This window comes from Brevundimonas sp., assembly GCF_029945885.1.
Taxonomy (GTDB): Bacteria; Pseudomonadota; Alphaproteobacteria; order Caulobacterales; family Caulobacteraceae; genus Brevundimonas.
This window is the reverse complement of sequence record NZ_JAQSDK010000037.1, coordinates 76954-92251: the sequence shown is the minus strand read 5'-3', so window position 1 is coordinate 92251 and position 15298 is coordinate 76954. Positions and strand designations below refer to the sequence as shown.

Here is a 15298-nt window from a genome sequence, read left to right as displayed (position 1 = left end):
TATTGCCGTGCGGCGCTCTATTTGGTGTCTAACGGCATAAATCATCCCATTCCTGTTGTGCGGCGCGGCAAAGTCTGGTTAAGTGAATCACCAGACAGGAACCCTCCCTTGACCGACGCCGCCCGTATCGCTGATCGCAGGACCGCCCCCGGGGCGGTCGCGCTGTCGCGCGCCGACGAGACGGTCATGGTCCTGCACACCCTTATTCTTGGGCTCACCCTTGTACTGCTCTCCGGAGCGGTGTGGCTGAACGCGACCTGAGACCAGACCTGACTGGATCGCTCGCAGCCCCCGCTTCCTGACAAGGAAGCGGGGTTTTTTATGCGTGCGGTCCGGACTTCTACCGGAACCGACCTGACCCAATGACGCAAGATTTCACCCCGAACAGCGCGCGGCCCGACTGGCGCAGCCATGCCGTCACGCGCGGCCCCAGCCGGGCCGCGGCGCGCAGCTATCTGCGCGCCGCCGGCATGGCGGATGCTGATTTCGACAAGCCGATGATCGGTATCGTCAACACCTGGTCGACGGTCACCCCGTGCAACATGCATCTGGACCGGCTGGCCGTAGACGTGCGCGCCGGCATCATCGCCGCAGGCGGCTGGCCGGTCGATTTCAACACCATCGTCGTCACCGACGGCATCTCGATGGGTACCAAGGGAATGAAGGCCTCCCTGATCAGCCGCGAGGTCATCGCCGACTCGATCGAACTGGCCATCGAGGGCCATCAGCTGGACGGCGTCATCTGTATCGTCGGCTGCGACAAGACCATTCCGGCGGCGGCCATGGCCCTGGCCCGGATGGATATCCCCGGCCTCGTCTATTACGGCGGCACGATCATGCCCGGCCGGATCGGCGAGCGCGAGTTCTCGATCCAGGAGGTGTTCGAGGCCATCGGGGCCCATGCCGCCGGCGCTTTGGACGATGCCGGTCTGAAGGCGGTCGAGAGCGCCGCCTGTCCCGGGGCCGGGGCCTGCGGCGGCCAGTTCACGGCCAACACCATGGCCATGGCCCTGTCAGTCATGGGCCTGTCGCCGATGGGGGCCAATGACGTCCCCGCGGTCGATCCGGGCAAGGCGGCCGAGGGCGAGCGCTGCGGCCGGCTGGTGGTCGAACGCGTCTTCGCCGGCGACCATGCCTGCAAATATATCACCCGCCGCTCGCTGCAGAACGCCGCCGCCGCCGTCTCGGCCAGCGGGGGCTCGACCAATGCCGTGCTGCATCTGACCGCCATCGCCGCCGAGGCCGGGGTCGCGTTCGGGGTCGAGGACTGCAACGCCGCCTGCGAGGCCACCCCGGTCATCTGCGACCTGAAGCCGGGCGGCCGCTTCCTGGCCAGCCATCTGTACGCGGCCGGCGGCACCCGTCTGGTGACCCAGCGGCTGGCCGCGGCGGGCAAGATCCACAACGCCCCGACCGTCAGCGGCCGCAGCCTGTTCGCCGAGGCCGCCGAGGCGGAAGAGGCCCCTGGCCAGCAGGTCGTGACGCCGATGGCCGCCCCGGTCAGTCCGCGCGGCTCCTTTGCCGTCATCTACGGGGACCTGGCCCCTGACGGCGCGGTCATCAAGCTGACAGGTCACGCTGTCGATCGCTTCGAGGGTCCGGCCTGTGTGTTCGACTCCGAGGAGGACGCCTTCCACGCCGTCCAGGACGGGTCGGTCGGCGAGGGCGATGTCATCGTCATCCGCTACGAGGGCCCGCGCGGCGGTCCCGGGATGCGGGAAATGCTGCAGGTCACCGCTGCCCTGAAGGGGCGCGGCATCAACGATGTCGCCCTGATCACCGACGGTCGCTTCTCCGGGGCCAGCTACGGCTTCGTCGTCGGCCATGTGTCGCCCGAGGCCGCCGTCGGCGGTCCCATCGCCCTGGTTCGCGATGGCGACAGGATCACGGTCGACGTCACCAACCGCCGGATCGACGTCAGCGCCGATCTGGAGGTCCGCCGGGCGGGCTTCGCCCCCAACCGTGCCCGCCCGGCACACGGCGTCTTCGCCAAATACGCCGCCTCGGTCGCCTCGGCCGCCCAGGGGGCCGTCACCATTCCCAATCCACCGCCGGCCCAGACCCGGGACACCCCGATGCCGGTCGACACCAAAGCCCATGAGGACGCCTGACATGCAGATCTATACGAACGCCGACATCCGCCCCGGGGCCATCGCCGGCCAGCGCATCGCCGTGATCGGCTACGGCTCCCAGGGCCGGGCCCATGCGCAGAACCTGAAGGACAGCGGTCACGACGTGATCGCCGGCGTTCGTCACGGCGGCAAGGGCTGGAAGAACGCCACCGCCGACGGCATCGCCACGGCCGAGCCGGCCGAGGCCGTCAAGGGTGCCGACATCATCGCCATCCTGACGCCGGACATGGCCCAGGCCGATATCTATCGCGACGTGATCGCCCCGAACGCCAAGCCAGGTTCTGCCATCCTGTTCGCCCACGGATTCTCGATCCTGTACGACCGCGTCACCCCGCGCGAGGACATGGACGTCATCCTGGTCGCCCCCAAGGGGCCGGGTGATCTGGTGCGCCGCGAGTTCGCGCGCGGTCGCGGCGTTCCGGCCCTGTTCGCCGTTGGCCAGGACGCCACCGGCAAGGCCCGCGACCGGGCCATGGGCTATGCCAAAGGTATCGGCGGCGCGACCGGCGGCCTGTTGGAAACCAGCTTCAGGGAAGAGACCGAGACCGACCTGTTCGGCGAACAGGCGGTCCTGTGCGGCGGGGCCAAGGAGCTGGTCATGGGCGGATTCACCACCCTGGTCGAGGCCGGCTACCAGCCCGAGATCGCCTATTTCGAATGCCTGCACGAGCTGAAGCTGATCGTCGACCTGTTCTACGAGGGCGGCATCACCAAGATGAACGAATTCATTTCCGAGACCGCCAAATGGGGCTCGGTCGCCTCCGGCCCGCGCGTGATCAACGACGAGACCCGCGCCCGGATGAAGGAGATCCTGGGCGAGATCCAGTCGGGCCAGTTCGCCCGCGAATGGATCGCCGAGAATGAGGCCGGCAAGGGCACCTACGACGCCCTGGTCAAGGCCGACAGCGACCATCCCATCGAGATCGTCGGCGCGGGCCTGCGCGAGCGCATGGCCTGGCTGCACGCCCCCAAGGCCGCTGAAGCGGCCTGATCAGAGAGTTGACCGGACCAAGATGATGAGCGCCGCCGCGCCCGCCCTGCAAGCCGCAACGACCCCCGCTCCCCGCAGCGGGGCGCAGCTGCTCGTCTCCACCCTGGAGCGGCTGGGGGTTGATGTGGTGTTCGGCTATCCGGGCGGTGCCATCATGCCGGTCTATGACGCCCTGACCGGCTCGAAGCTGAAGCACATCCTGGTCCGTCACGAACAGGGGGCCGCCTTCGCCGCCGACGCCTGGGCCCGGGTCACCGGCAAGCCGGGCGTCTGTCTGGCGACCTCGGGACCGGGGGCCACCAACCTGGTCACCGGTATCGCCAATGCGATGATGGATTCCGTGCCCCTGGTCTGTATCACCGGCAATGTCTCGACCGCCGTCATGGGCACGGACGCCTTCCAGGAAATCGACATCCTGGGTGTCACCCTGCCGCTGGTGAAACACAGCTGGATCGTCCGTGATCCGGCCGATATTCCGGCCGTGATCGAGGAAGCCTTCCATGTCGCCCGCTCGGGTCGGCCCGGGCCGGTTCTGGTCGACCTGCCCAAGGATATCCAGGTCGGCCTGACGTCTGGTGATTTCGGCTTCAACACGCCGAACGACATCACGCCGCTGGACGTCGCGGCCATCGCCGACGCCGAGACGATGATCCGCGCCGCCGAACGGCCGCTGATCTATATCGGTGGCGGGGTGAAGATCGCCGGGGCGGTCGAGGCCCTGCGTGCGTTCGCTGATCGCACCGGCATCCCGTCGGTTTCAACCCTGAACGCCCTGGGCTCGATCCGTACGGACGCGCCGGGCTTTCTGGGCATGCTGGGGATGCACGGCACCCGCGCCGCCAATGAGGCGGTCCAGGACAGCGACCTGCTGATCGTCCTGGGCGCGCGCTTCGATGACCGGGCCACCGGCAAGCTGACCGAGTTCGCCCCCCACGCCCGGGTCGTCCATTTCGACATCGACCCGGCCGAGGTCGGCAAGCTGCGGGCGGCCCATGTCGCCGTGGTCGGTCCGATGCGCGAAGGCATCGAGACCCTGGCCGCGCGGATGGCCACGGCCCCGCTGGCCATCGACCCCTGGGTGATCCGCTGCGCCTCCAACGCCCGTCGCCACGCCTTCCGCTACGACGCACCAGGCGAGGGGGTCTATGCCCCGGCCCTGCTGAACGAACTGTCGCTGGCCGCCGGGGACGACTTCATCGCCGCCTGCGACGTCGGCCAGCACCAGATGTGGGTGGCCCAGCACTGCGCCTTCTCGCGACCGCAGGCGCACCTGAGCTCGGGCGGTCTGGGGGCGATGGGCTACGGCCTGCCGGCCGGACTGGGGGCCAAGATGGCCAATCCCGGGGCTCACGTCGTCACCGTCTCCGGCGACGGCAGCTTCATGATGAACATCCAGGAGCTGGCGACCCTGCGCCGCTACGGCGTCGCCCTGAAGATCGTCCTGCTGGACAACAGCTCCCTGGGCCTGGTGCGCCAGTGGCAGGAGCTGTTCTTCGACCAGAACTATTCCGAGGTCGACCTGTCCGACAATCCGGACTTCGTCGCCGTGGCCCAGGCCTTCGGCATCGAGGCCTTCCGGATCGACCGCCGCGAAGACGTCTCGGCCGGGATCCAGCGCCTGCTGGCCGCCCCCGGGCCCTGCCTCGCCCACGTCCTGATCGACCCCGGGGCCAACGTCTGGCCGCTGGTGCCTCCGGGTCGCAGCAATGCCGAGATGATGCATGGCACGATGAATTTTGAAGGTGAAATCTGATGACCGACACCCTGCATATCCAGATCGACCACGCCGATGGTTCGCTGCAGCGTCTGATCGGTCTCGTTGAGCGCCGCGGCTTTCATATCGACGGCATGACCCTGGCGGGCGAGGGGCCCATGCGCCGCCTGCAGTTGCAGGTTCGCGGGCGGGATTCCGGGCGTTGCGTCGAGATCCTGGGGCGGCAGATCGACCGCATGATCGGGGCGACCCGGGTTGCCGCGGCGTGCCCGGTCCAGGCCTTCCAGACCGAGGTCGCGGCATGACCGGATCCCCTGAACCCGCCGTAGCCGGCCGGGCCGCCGATCGCGTCATCGTCTTCGACACCACGATGCGCGACGGCGAACAGGCCCCGGGCTTCTCCATGTCGGCCGACGACAAGGTGCGGCTGGGCCATGTGCTGGCGGCCCTGAAGGTCGATGTGGTCGAGGCCGGTTTCGCCGCCGCCTCGCCCGGTGACGAGGAGGCCGTGCGCCGCGTCGTCGGTGAGGTCGAGGGCCCCACCTTCTGCTCGCTGGCCCGCTCGTCCGAGGCCGATGTCGACGCCGCCTGGCGCGCCCTGCGTAGTGCGCCGTCGCGCCGCTGCCATGTCTTCCTGGGCACCAGCCCGATCCATCGCTCGGCCAAATTGCGCATGAGCACCGACGAGGTTCTGGCGGCGGTGATCCGGGCGGTCGCCTATGCCCGCAGCCGGTTCGACGACGTCGAATTCTCGGCCGAGGACGCCTTCCGCACCGAACCGGCCTTCCTGGCCGAGGTGCTGTCGGCGGCCGCCGAGGCCGGGGCCGGGACCCTGAATGTGCCCGACACCGTCGGCTATGCCACGCCGGGCGAGGTCACCGTCCGCTTCGCCGACCTGATCGCCGCCCTGCGGCCGCGCTTTCCCGACGTGGTGTTTTCGGCCCACTGCCATGACGACCTGGGACTGGCCGTGGCCAATACCCTGTCCGCCATCGAGGCCGGGGCGCGTCAGTTCGAGGGGGCCATCAACGGTATCGGCGAACGGGCCGGCAATGCCTCGATCGAGGAGGTGGTGATGGCCCTGCGCACCCGCGCCGACCATTTCGGCGTCACCACCGGGGTCGACGCCACCCAGCTGGTTCGCACCAGCCGCCTGCTGAGCGAGGTCACCCACACGCCGGTGGTCCGCAACAAGGCCATCGTCGGCATCAACGCCTTTGCCCACGAGGCCGGCATTCACCAGCACGGCATGATGGCCGATGCCCGGACCTATGAGATCATGCGACCCGAGGACGTCGGCTTCGAGGGCAGCTTCTTCGTGCTGGGCAAACACTCCGGCCGTCACGCCCTCGCCAAGCGCGCCGAGGTCCTGGGTCATCCGCTGGCCGGGCCGCATCTGGCCGGTGCCTTCGCTGCCTTCAAACACCGCGCCGACCAGATCGGCGAGATCAACGACCAGGAATTGCTGGCCATCGTCGAGGCCTCGCGCCCCGCCGCCCATCACGAGGACCGTGCCTATGCCGCCGTTGGCTGAGAGTATCTGGATCAACGGCGAATTGACGCCCTGGGCCGACGCGAAGATTCACGTGATGAGCCACGCCCTGCACTACGGCACCTCGGTGTTCGAGGGCATCCGCGTCTATGACACCCCGGACGGTCCGCGCGGCTTCCGCCTGACCGACCATATCCGCCGCCTGTTCGACAGCGCGCGGATGTATCATTTCCCCCTGCCGTTCACCGAGGCCGAACTGGTCGCCGCCTGCGGGGCGGTGGTGCGGGCGAACGGCCTGCAGAGCGCCTATCTGCGGCCGATCGCCTTCCTCGGGTCCTGCGGCATGGGTGTGACCCCGGCCCCGGGTGCCATGAACGTCGACGTCGCCATCGCCGCCTTTCCCTGGGGGGCCTATCTGGGCGAGGACGCGCTGGAGAACGGCGTCGACGCCTGCGTCTCCAGCTGGGCCCGCATCGCGCCGAATACCGTGCCCTCGGGGGCCAAGGCGGGCGGCAACTATCTGTCCAGCTATCTGATCGGCCGCGAGGCCCGCACCAACGGTTTCGGCGAAGGCATCGCCCTGGGCACCGACGGTCGCCTGTCCGAAGGGGCCGGCGAGAACCTGTTCATCGTCAAGGACGGCCGCATCCTGACCCCGTCGGCGGCCTCGTCCATCCTGATGGGCATCACCCGCGACACCGTGCTGAAACTGGCCCGGGCCGAGGGGATCGAGGTGGTCGAACAGACCCTGCCGCGCGAGGCCCTCTATGTCGCCGACGAGGTCTTCATGACCGGCACGGCGGCCGAGATCACCCCGGTGCGTTCCATCGACGGCATCGCCACCCGCGCCAACGGCCCCGGTCCGGTCACCCGGGGCCTCAACGCCGCCTTCCGGGGCCTGTTCACCGGGGCCACACCCGACCGGTTCGGCTGGCTGGAAAGCCTCGCCGCCCCGGCCCCGACCGCCAGGGAGCGCCAGCATGAGCCGGCCTGAAACCCTGTTCGACAAGGTCTGGAACCGCCATCAGGTCGCGGCCGAGACCCCGGCCACGCCCGGCGTCCTCTATGTCGACCTGCATCTGGTCCATGAGGTCACCAGCCCCCAGGCCTTCAGTGACATCGAGGCGCGCGGCCTGACGGTGCGGCGTCCCGACCGGACCTTCGCCACCCTCGACCATTCCACCCCGACCCTGCCGGCCGGGGCCGACGGAAGCCGCCCCTATGTGACTGCCCAGGCCGAGGCCCAGGTCCACCGGCTGGAACAGAACTGTGCCCGTCACGGCATCGTTCTGGCCGGTTGGGACAGTGATGACCGCGGCGTGGTCCATGTGATGGGCCCCGAACTGGGCCTGACCCGGCCGGGCATGACCGTGGTCTGCGGCGACAGCCACACGGCCACCCACGGGGCCTTCGGGGCGCTGGCCTTCGGCATCGGCACCTCCGAGGTCGGCCATGTGCTGGCGACCCAGTGTCTGATGCAGCGCAAGCCCAAGGCCCTGCGGGTGACGGTCGACGGAACGCTGCAGCGCGGGGTCTCGGGCAAGGATGTGGCCCTGGCCGTCATCGCCGCCCTCGGCTTCGGCGGCGGCACCGGCTTCGTCATCGAATATGCCGGCGAGGCGGTGCGCGGCCTCGACATGGAAGGGCGGATGACCCTGTGCAACATGTCGATCGAGGCCGGGGCCCGGGCCGGGATGATCGCCCCCGACGCCACCACTATCGAATGGCTGCGCGGTCGCCGCCATGTGCCGGAAGGCGCAGCCTATGAGACTGCGGCCGCCGACTGGCTGACCCTGGCCTCGGACCCCGGCGCGGTATTCGACAGGGAGGTCCGGCTGGACGGGGCGGCCATCACCCCTATGGCCACCTGGGGCACCACGCCGGATGCCGGGGCACCGATCGGATCGCCCGTGCCGCAGCCCGGCTCGGACAGTGACCGCAAGGCCCTGGCCTATATGGGCTTCACCGCCGGTGAGGCGACCACGACCCAGCCGGTCAATGTCGTCTTCATCGGCAGCTGCACCAACGGCCGCCTGCCGGACCTGCGCGCCGCCGCCGCCGTCCTGCGCGGCCGCCGGATCAAGCCGGGCGTGCGCATGCTGGTCGTGCCCGGTTCCGAGGCCGTGCGCCGCGAGGCCGAGGCCGAGGGTCTGGACACGGTCTTCATCGCGGCCGGGGCCGAATGGCGCATTCCCGGCTGTTCGATGTGTATCGCCATGAACGGTGACGTCGTCGGCGCGGGCCAGTTGGCCATCTCGACCTCGAACCGCAATTTCGAGGGCCGTCAGGGCAAGGGGGCCCGCACCATCCTGGCCAGCCCGGCCACCGCGGCGGCCAGCGCCGTCGCCGGAGTCCTGACCGACCCGCGCGTCTATCTGCAGGAGACGGCCATCTTCAAGCAGGCGAGCGCCGCGCGCGCGCCGTTAGGAGCCCAGAATGTCTGATCCGTTCAAGGTCCTGACCTCGCGCACCCTGGTGCTCAGCCAGACCAATATCGACACCGACCAGATCATCCCGGCACGCTTCCTGACCACCACCTCGCGCGAGGGGCTGGGCGTCCATGCCTTTCACGACTGGCGCTATGAGACCGACGGCACGCCGCGGCCCGAGGCGGTGTTGAACCGCATCGATCCGAGCGAGCAGCGTATCCTCGTCGCCGGGGCCAATTTCGGCTGTGGGTCCTCGCGCGAACACGCCCCCTGGGCCCTGCTGGACTATGGCTTCCGCGCGGTGATCTCGACCGGTATCGCCGACATCTTCACCTCCAACGCCCTGAAGAACGGCCTGCTGCCGGTCGAGGTCGATGCCGCGACCTGGGAGGATCTGGCCGCCAATCCGGACCAGCCGGTGACCCTCGATCTCGAGGCCGGCGAGCTGCGTCGCGGCAACCACGCGGCCGTGCCCTTCACCGTCGAACCCTTCGCCCGCCAGTGCCTGCTGGACGGCGTCGACCCCCTCGGCTGGCTGCAGAAACACCTGGCCGCCATCGAAGCCTTTGAACATCAGTCCGTATCGGAACCTGTCGCATGACCACCCCCAGCCGCTTCAACATCGTCGTCCTGCCCGGTGACGGCGTCGGCCCCGAGGTCACCGCCGCCGCGGTCGAGGTCCTGACCGTGATCGGCGACTTCTACGGCCACACCTTCAACTTCGCCGAACATCTGATCGGCGGGGCCGCCATCGACGCGACCGGCGATCCCCTGCCCGAGGCGACCCGCGACGCCTGTATCGCCGCCGACGCCGTGCTGCTGGGGGCCGTCGGTGGTCCGCAGTGGGACGGCGGCAAGCGCCGGCCGGAGGAGGGGCTGCTGGGGCTGCGCAAGGCCATGGGCCTGTACGCCAACCTGCGCCCGCTGCAGGTCTCGCCGGTCATGGCCCACCGCTCGCCGCTGAAGCGCGAGATCGTCGAGGGCGTCGACCTGATCGTCTTCCGTGAGCTGACCGGCGGTATCTATTTCGGCGAGAAGACCCGCACCGACACCATGGCCTCGGACCTGTGTATCTATACGGTCGGCGAGATCGAGCGCGTGGCCCGCGCCGCCTTCCAGACCGCCCTGCAGCGGCGCGGCAAGGTGACCTCGGTCGACAAGGCCAATGTGATGGAGACCAGCCGGCTGTGGCGCGAGGTGGTCACCCGCATCCATGCCGAGGAATTCCCCCAGGTCACGCTGGAACACGCCCTGGTCGACTCCATGGCCATGCATCTGATCCGCAAGCCGCGCGACTATGACGTCATCCTGACCGAGAACATGTTCGGCGACATCCTGTCGGACGAGATTTCGGTGCTGGGCGGATCGATCGGCCTGCTGCCCTCGGCCTCGCTGGGGGCCGGTGGGCCCGGCCTGTTCGAGCCGATCCACGGCTCGGCCCCCGACATCGCCGGCCAGGACCTGGCCAATCCGGTCGGTACCGTCCTGTCGGCCGCCCTGATGCTGCGCCACAGCCTGAAGCTGGAGGACGAGGCGGACTCGATCGAGGCGGCCGTGGCGGCCGTGCTGGCGGCGGGGGCGACCACCGCCGACCTGGGCGGTGAACTGGGAACCCGCGCCGCGGCCCGGGCCATCATCGACGCCATCAGGGCCATTCACTGGGCCGCGGCCCATCGTGTGCAGATGCATTGGGCCTAGGGCAAACCGACCGACGAAGGGGGCGAGGGTGACAAAAATGACCACCTGCGACACGCGAATGGCACTGGCGCGGCGATATTCGTGCGGTCGACCCTTGACGGTTCGGGTTTGGCGGGGGCAGCGTTACGGTCTCATACCGCTTCCGGACCCTTGCCCCGTGCCCTTCGCCCCGATCACCGCCCGCGCCGTCATCGCCCGTTCGGGCGCGTGCGGTCGTGTGACCCGCAGCGGCTTCGGTATGACCATCACCATGATCACCATGACCACGCCCAGGGCGGGGACAGGCTAGCGCGCATTCACTTCAAGCCGCTCAGACCCAACCCCGCCCGGATCCCCGGGCGGGGTTTTTTCTTGTCCCGGCTCCCTTCCTCCCCAGACCGACCGGACCCCTGCCATGCCCCATCTCGCCGTCCTTGCCCGTCCTGAACCCGCGGCCCTCGCGCCCGAACGATGTCCCGCCGTCGAGGATGTCGTGGTGCTCAAATTCGGCAGTTCCGTCCTGCGCGGTCCGGCCCAGGCCCCGGCTGTCGCCTCCGAGATCTATCGCCATGTGCGGGCCGGCCGCCGGGTCGTGGCCGTGGTCTCGGCCTTCGCCGGCCAGACCGACCGGCTGCTGGCCGAGGCGCGCGCCCTCGGCCTCGATCACGACAACGGTCTGCTGCCCGCCTATGTCGCCCAGGGCGAGGAGGCGGCGGCGGCCTTCACCGCCATCGCCTGCGACCGGATCGGCATCGACGCCGTCTCCCTGTCGGTGCGCGAACTGGGCATCCGCGCTTCGGGGCCCAGCCAGCACGCCCATCCGGAAAGCCTCGACACCGCTGCCCTGCTGCGCGCCCTGGAGGTCCACGAGGCCGTGATCGTGCCAGGCTTCGGGGCCTTGCTCGAGAATGGGCGCACGGCCCTGCTCGGGCGAGGCGGGTCTGATCTGACGGCCCTGTTCGTCGCCGCTGAACTGGGGCTGGATCACGTTCGCCTCGTCAAGGATGTCGATGGCCTCTACGACCGCGATCCGTCCGGCGCGGCCGGGGTACCGCTGCGCTTCAGCCACGCCTCCTGGTCGGTGGCGCGCGAGGTCGGCGGGGTGCTGGTCCAGCTGGACGCCATCGACATGGGCGAGGAACGCGGCGTCGAAATCGAGATCGCCGGCCTCGGTGGTGTTCGTCCGACGCGGATCGGTGCCCGCTACGAACCGCCGGTCCCGGCCACGGCCCTGGCCCCCATCCGGGTCGCGGTCGCCGGCTGCGGCGTGGTCGGGGCGGGGGTACTCAGCCGGTTGCTGCCGGACCCGCGCTTCGAGGTGACCGGGGTGCTGGTTCGGTCCCCGGACCGGGTTCGCGATGTGCCCGGCATCGATTTTGCCGTGATCGCCGACCGGTTCACCGCTGATCCGGCGGTGCTGCTCGCCGCCAGACCGGACATGGTGCTGGAAATCCTGTCCGAGGCCGACGCCGGCCACGCCCTGATCCGGGCGGCCCTGGAGCGGGGCATCGACGTGGTCAGCGCCAACAAACAGGCCATCAGCCGGGACCCCGCCGGGCTCAGGGCCCTGGCCGCGGCCCATGGGGCGCACCTCTGCTATTCCGCGGCCGTCGGCGGTGGCGCGCCGATGATCGAGACCCTGCGCGCGGCCCTGGCGGCCGGTCCGGTCACCGGGTTTGAGGCGGTGCTGAACGGCACCGTCAACTTCATGCTGGAACGGATCGACGCCGGGGCCTCGTTCGACGAGGCCCTGACCGAGGCCCGCGATGCCGGTTTCGCCGAGGAGGATCCGTCGTCGGACGTCGAGGGCCACGATGCGGCCGCCAAGATCCGGCTGCTGGCGTTCGAAGCCTTCGGTTCCGCTCCGGACGATGCGGCCATCCCGCGCGCCGCCCTCGTCGCCGATCACCGACCGCCGACCGGAGCCCGGCAGATCGGATCCTGCCGCCGGGCCGTCGGCGAACTGGCGGCCGAGGTTCGGCTTGACGCCGACGGGTCTGATCCGCTCTTCCTGTCCCTGCGCGGGGAGGGCAATGCCTTGAAGGTCTATGGCGAGGACGGCTCAATCTGGACCTGTCGCGGACGCGGCGCGGGTCGCTGGGCGACGAGCGAAAGCCTGCTGGCCGACGTGGCCGACCTCGTGCGGGCCCGCGCCCGCCAGATGGGTATTTGACGCATGGCGGTGTTCACCCCCGTCTCCGAGGCCGAGGCCCGCCTCTATCTGCAGGCCTATGATCTGGGCGAACTCCTCAGCCTGACCCCGATTGCCGAGGGGGTCGAGAACACCAACTACCGGCTGGAGACCACGGCCGGACGTTTCGTCCTGACCCTGTTCGAATATCGCACCCGCGCCGACGCCCTGCCGTTCTGTCTCGGACTGACCGCCCATCTGGCCGGTCGCGGCTATCCGGCCCCCCGACCCATGCCCGACCGTGAGCGGGCCTGGACCGGCTATCTGAACGGCCGTCCGGCGGCGATCATCGAATGGCGCGAGGGCGACTGGCTCCGGACCCCCGACCTCGACGATCAGCGCACGGCCGGCCGCGCCCTGGCCGGCCTGCATCTGACTTCGGCCGACTACGGCGGGCAGCGGATCAATCCGGTCGGTCCGGCGGTCTGGCGTGAGCTGGCCGAGCGTTGCGCCCCGGTCGCCGAAGGCGAGGACCGGCACCGGCTTGAGCGTCTCGAACAGGAACTGGCCGACATGGCCCGGCGACCGCTGGAGGCCCTTCCCGAAGGTCCGATCCACGGCGACTATTTTCCCGACAACGTCCTGTTCCTGAACGGCGAGATCAGCGGCGTCATCGACTTCTATTTCGCCTGTATCGACACCCTGGCCTACGACCTGGCCATCGCCCTCAACGCCTGGGGCTTTGACGCCTCGGGCAGGGCCGATCCGGCCGCCCTGGCCGCCTTCCTGGCCGGCTATGAATCCGTCCGCCCCCTGAGCCGCGCCGAACGGGCAGCCCTGCCGGATCTGGGCGCACGGGCCGTGGTGCGGTTCTCCCTGACCCGGCTGCACGACCGGCTGCTGGCCGCGCCCGACGCCCTGGTCACCGCCAAGGACCCGGCCCCCTTCCTGCGCCGTCTCGACTACTGGCGCGCGGCCGATCGCCCGGTGGCCGCCGCCGCCGTCTGAGGGAGGACTCCGGGGACAGATAATCCCGGGTCGGGGGAGGACAAAGGCGGGACGCCCGGCCCGGTTTGTCCGACCGGCCTTCCGGAACAATCCGCCGGGATTCTGTTGCAGGTTACAATGACCGGCAACGGCTGGTCTGCATCGATGGTCCTGCCGCCCGGTCTTTGACAATCAGGCTTTTCAGCGCGGCGTCCGGCTCAGGATGCGGCGGATCCCGGCGGAAAATCCTGCGAGGTTTTTGACCTTTTCCCGCCGATGCCTGCCCCTCCGGGACTGTTTCTCGTGAGCCGGCAGCACAGGCGGGACCTCGGAACGTCAGTCGAGCATGGCCAGCACAGCGGCAAGCGTGGGCTCGACCTTGCGATAGTGTTCGGGTCGCCCCTCCAGCCCCTGCAGCACCGCCGGCCGAACAGGATCGAAGCCGAGGGCCTCGCCGACCACGGCGGGGAATTTGGCCGGATGGGCGGTCGCCAGGGCCACTACGGGTCCGTCCGCCGGATCCAGCCGTCGCGCCGCCGCCACGGCCACCGCCGTATGCGGGCAGATCACCTGGCCGTACGCCGACCAGGCATGGGCGATCTCCGCCCGGGTCTCGGCCTCGCTGACCGTAACGGCCGAGACCTCGGCCCGCAGCCGCGCCAGCAGGGCGTCGTCCAGGGTCACCGTGCCCTCGCGGGCAAAGGTTTCGAACAGGGCGCGGGTCCGGTCGGTGTCGCGATCCGTGGCCTCGAACACCAGCCGTTCGAAATTGGACGGGGCCTGCACGTCCATGCTGACGCTGTGGGTCTCGACCGTGGTGCGGCGGCTGTAGACCCCGTCGGTCAGCACCCGGGCCAGGGCGTCATTGCTGTTCACCGCCGCCACCAGCCCGCCGACATTCGCCCCCATGCGGCGCGCGGCCCAGCCGGCGAAGGCATCGCCGAAATTGCCGGTCGGGACCACGAAGCGCGGAGCCGGTCCGGCCAGGGCGGCCCCGGCCGTCACATAGTAGGGGATCTGCCCCGCCAGCCGGGCCCAGTTGATCGAATTGACCGAGCTCAGCGCCCCGCGTGCGCGCAGCCCCTCGTCGGTCAGCAGCCCCTTCACCAGCCGCTGGCAGTCGTCGAAATCGCCGCGTACCGCCAGATTGGTGATGTTGTCGGCCGCGACCGTGGTCATCTGCAGCCGCTGGACCGGCGAGACCCGGCCTTCGGGGTGCAGCACGATCAGGCGGATGCGCTCGGCCCCGGCGAAGGCCCGCACGGCCGCGGCTCCAGTGTCGCCGCTGGTGGCCGTGACCAGGGTCAGCCGGCTGTCGGATCCGGCCAGGGCCGCGTCCATCAGCGAGGCCGCCAGCTGCATGGCCAGGTCCTTGAACGCCGCTGTCGGGCCGTGGAACAGCTCCAGCAGCCACAGATTGGCATCCAGCTGAACCAGCGGCGTCACCGCCTCGTGGCGGAAGCGCTCGACCAGCCGCGTCACCGCCCTATCGATCGCTCCGGCAGAAAGGGACATCCCGGCAAAGGTGGTCAGCACCGACCGGGCGACGGTCGCATAGGGGATGCCCGGACGGGCCAGGGCGGGCTCAGCCGCAGGCCAGGTCTCGGGCACATACAGGCCGCCGTCCGGTGCAAGACCGGACAGCATCGCCTGGGCGAAATCGACGGTGGGCGCCTGGCCCCGGGTGCTGATGTATTTCATGGCGGGAGGGTTTCAGCCTAGGGCGCCCGGCCCGCCGTCGTCCA

General features: G+C 69.7%; 14 protein-coding genes. 13 read left to right on the top strand and 1 reads right to left on the bottom strand.

Features of this window, described 5'->3' with window-relative positions; translation table 11 throughout:
- Window positions 1-108: 108 nt before the first annotated feature.
- From PSV00_RS13460 to PSV00_RS13400, 13 genes are all read left to right on the top strand, one after another.
- Window positions 109-261 (top strand): hypothetical protein, encoded by a 153-nt coding sequence (locus PSV00_RS13460; protein WP_300448113.1) that lies wholly within the window; start codon window positions 109-111, stop codon window positions 259-261.
- A 101-nt stretch (window positions 262-362) separates the two neighbouring features.
- Window positions 363-2111 (top strand): dihydroxy-acid dehydratase, encoded by a 1749-nt coding sequence (locus PSV00_RS13455; RefSeq protein WP_300448111.1) that lies wholly within the window; start codon window positions 363-365, stop codon window positions 2109-2111.
- Window position 2112: 1 nt separating this feature from the next.
- Window positions 2113-3123 carry a ketol-acid reductoisomerase gene (gene ilvC / locus PSV00_RS13450; protein WP_300448108.1) on the top strand — a complete coding sequence of 337 codons (1011 nt, stop codon included), beginning with the start codon at window positions 2113-2115 and terminating at the stop codon, window positions 3121-3123.
- Between the two features lie 25 nt (window positions 3124-3148).
- Entirely contained in the window at window positions 3149-4876 is a 1728-nt protein-coding gene (gene ilvG / locus PSV00_RS13445; protein ID WP_300448105.1) for an acetolactate synthase 2 catalytic subunit, read from the top strand.
- Window positions 4876-5142 (top strand): ACT domain-containing protein, encoded by a 267-nt coding sequence (locus tag PSV00_RS13440; protein WP_300448102.1) that lies wholly within the window; start codon window positions 4876-4878, stop codon window positions 5140-5142. Before ilvG ends, PSV00_RS13440 begins: the two co-directional genes overlap by 1 nt.
- Window positions 5139-6371: a 2-isopropylmalate synthase gene (locus PSV00_RS13435; protein WP_300448099.1), complete on the top strand. Its 1233-nt coding sequence runs from the start codon at window positions 5139-5141 to the stop codon at window positions 6369-6371. Before PSV00_RS13440 ends, PSV00_RS13435 begins: the two co-directional genes overlap by 4 nt.
- Window positions 6355-7323: a branched-chain amino acid transaminase gene (locus PSV00_RS13430; protein WP_300448096.1), complete on the top strand. Its 969-nt coding sequence runs from the start codon at window positions 6355-6357 to the stop codon at window positions 7321-7323. The genes PSV00_RS13435 and PSV00_RS13430 overlap by 17 nt, the downstream gene beginning before the upstream one ends.
- On the top strand, window positions 7310-8773 hold the full coding sequence (gene leuC / locus PSV00_RS13425; RefSeq protein WP_300448093.1) for a 3-isopropylmalate dehydratase large subunit: 1464 nt from the start codon (window positions 7310-7312) through the stop codon (window positions 8771-8773). Before PSV00_RS13430 ends, leuC begins: the two co-directional genes overlap by 14 nt.
- Complete coding sequence (leuD, locus tag PSV00_RS13420) at window positions 8766-9359, top strand: 3-isopropylmalate dehydratase small subunit (RefSeq protein ID WP_300448091.1); 594 nt, start codon at window positions 8766-8768, stop codon at window positions 9357-9359. Before leuC ends, leuD begins: the two co-directional genes overlap by 8 nt.
- Window positions 9356-10456, top strand: a complete 1101-nt coding sequence (gene leuB, locus PSV00_RS13415; RefSeq protein ID WP_300448089.1) for a 3-isopropylmalate dehydrogenase — start codon at window positions 9356-9358, stop codon at window positions 10454-10456. The genes leuD and leuB overlap by 4 nt, the downstream gene beginning before the upstream one ends.
- Window positions 10457-10613: 157 nt before the next feature.
- Window positions 10614-10745 (top strand): hypothetical protein, encoded by a 132-nt coding sequence (locus tag PSV00_RS13410; RefSeq protein WP_300448087.1) that lies wholly within the window; start codon window positions 10614-10616, stop codon window positions 10743-10745.
- 105 nt (window positions 10746-10850) lie between these two features.
- Entirely contained in the window at window positions 10851-12608 is a 1758-nt protein-coding gene (locus PSV00_RS13405) for a homoserine dehydrogenase (protein WP_300448085.1), read from the top strand.
- A gap of 3 nt (window positions 12609-12611) precedes the next feature.
- Complete coding sequence (locus tag PSV00_RS13400; protein ID WP_300448083.1) at window positions 12612-13574, top strand: homoserine kinase; 963 nt, start codon at window positions 12612-12614, stop codon at window positions 13572-13574.
- Between the two features lie 315 nt (window positions 13575-13889).
- Here the strand turns inward: PSV00_RS13400 and thrC are convergent, their stop codons facing one another.
- Window positions 13890-15254 (bottom strand): threonine synthase, encoded by a 1365-nt coding sequence (thrC, locus tag PSV00_RS13395; protein ID WP_300448082.1) that lies wholly within the window; start codon window positions 15252-15254, stop codon window positions 13890-13892.
- Window positions 15255-15298 lie beyond the last annotated feature (44 nt).

Bases quoted from the DNA above. Each gene is read 5' to 3' on its own strand.
- PSV00_RS13400 (WP_300448083.1), top strand. From the start codon at position 12,612: ATGGCGGTGTTCACCCCCGTCTCCGAGGCCGAGGCCCGCCTCTATCTG.
- PSV00_RS13430 (WP_300448096.1), top strand. From the start codon at position 6,355: ATGCCGCCGTTGGCTGAGAGTATCTGGATCAACGGCGAATTGACGCCC.
- ilvG (WP_300448105.1), top strand. From the start codon at position 3,149: ATGAGCGCCGCCGCGCCCGCCCTGCAAGCCGCAACGACCCCCGCTCCC.
- thrC (WP_300448082.1), bottom strand. From the start codon at position 15,254: ATGAAATACATCAGCACCCGGGGCCAGGCGCCCACCGTCGATTTCGCC.
- PSV00_RS13435 (WP_300448099.1), top strand. From the start codon at position 5,139: ATGACCGGATCCCCTGAACCCGCCGTAGCCGGCCGGGCCGCCGATCGC.
- PSV00_RS13440 (WP_300448102.1), top strand. From the start codon at position 4,876: ATGACCGACACCCTGCATATCCAGATCGACCACGCCGATGGTTCGCTG.
- PSV00_RS13455 (WP_300448111.1), top strand. From the start codon at position 363: ATGACGCAAGATTTCACCCCGAACAGCGCGCGGCCCGACTGGCGCAGC.
- leuD (WP_300448091.1), top strand. From the start codon at position 8,766: ATGTCTGATCCGTTCAAGGTCCTGACCTCGCGCACCCTGGTGCTCAGC.
- leuB (WP_300448089.1), top strand. From the start codon at position 9,356: ATGACCACCCCCAGCCGCTTCAACATCGTCGTCCTGCCCGGTGACGGC.
- PSV00_RS13405 (WP_300448085.1), top strand. From the start codon at position 10,851: ATGCCCCATCTCGCCGTCCTTGCCCGTCCTGAACCCGCGGCCCTCGCG.
- leuC (WP_300448093.1), top strand. From the start codon at position 7,310: ATGAGCCGGCCTGAAACCCTGTTCGACAAGGTCTGGAACCGCCATCAG.
- ilvC (WP_300448108.1), top strand. From the start codon at position 2,113: ATGCAGATCTATACGAACGCCGACATCCGCCCCGGGGCCATCGCCGGC.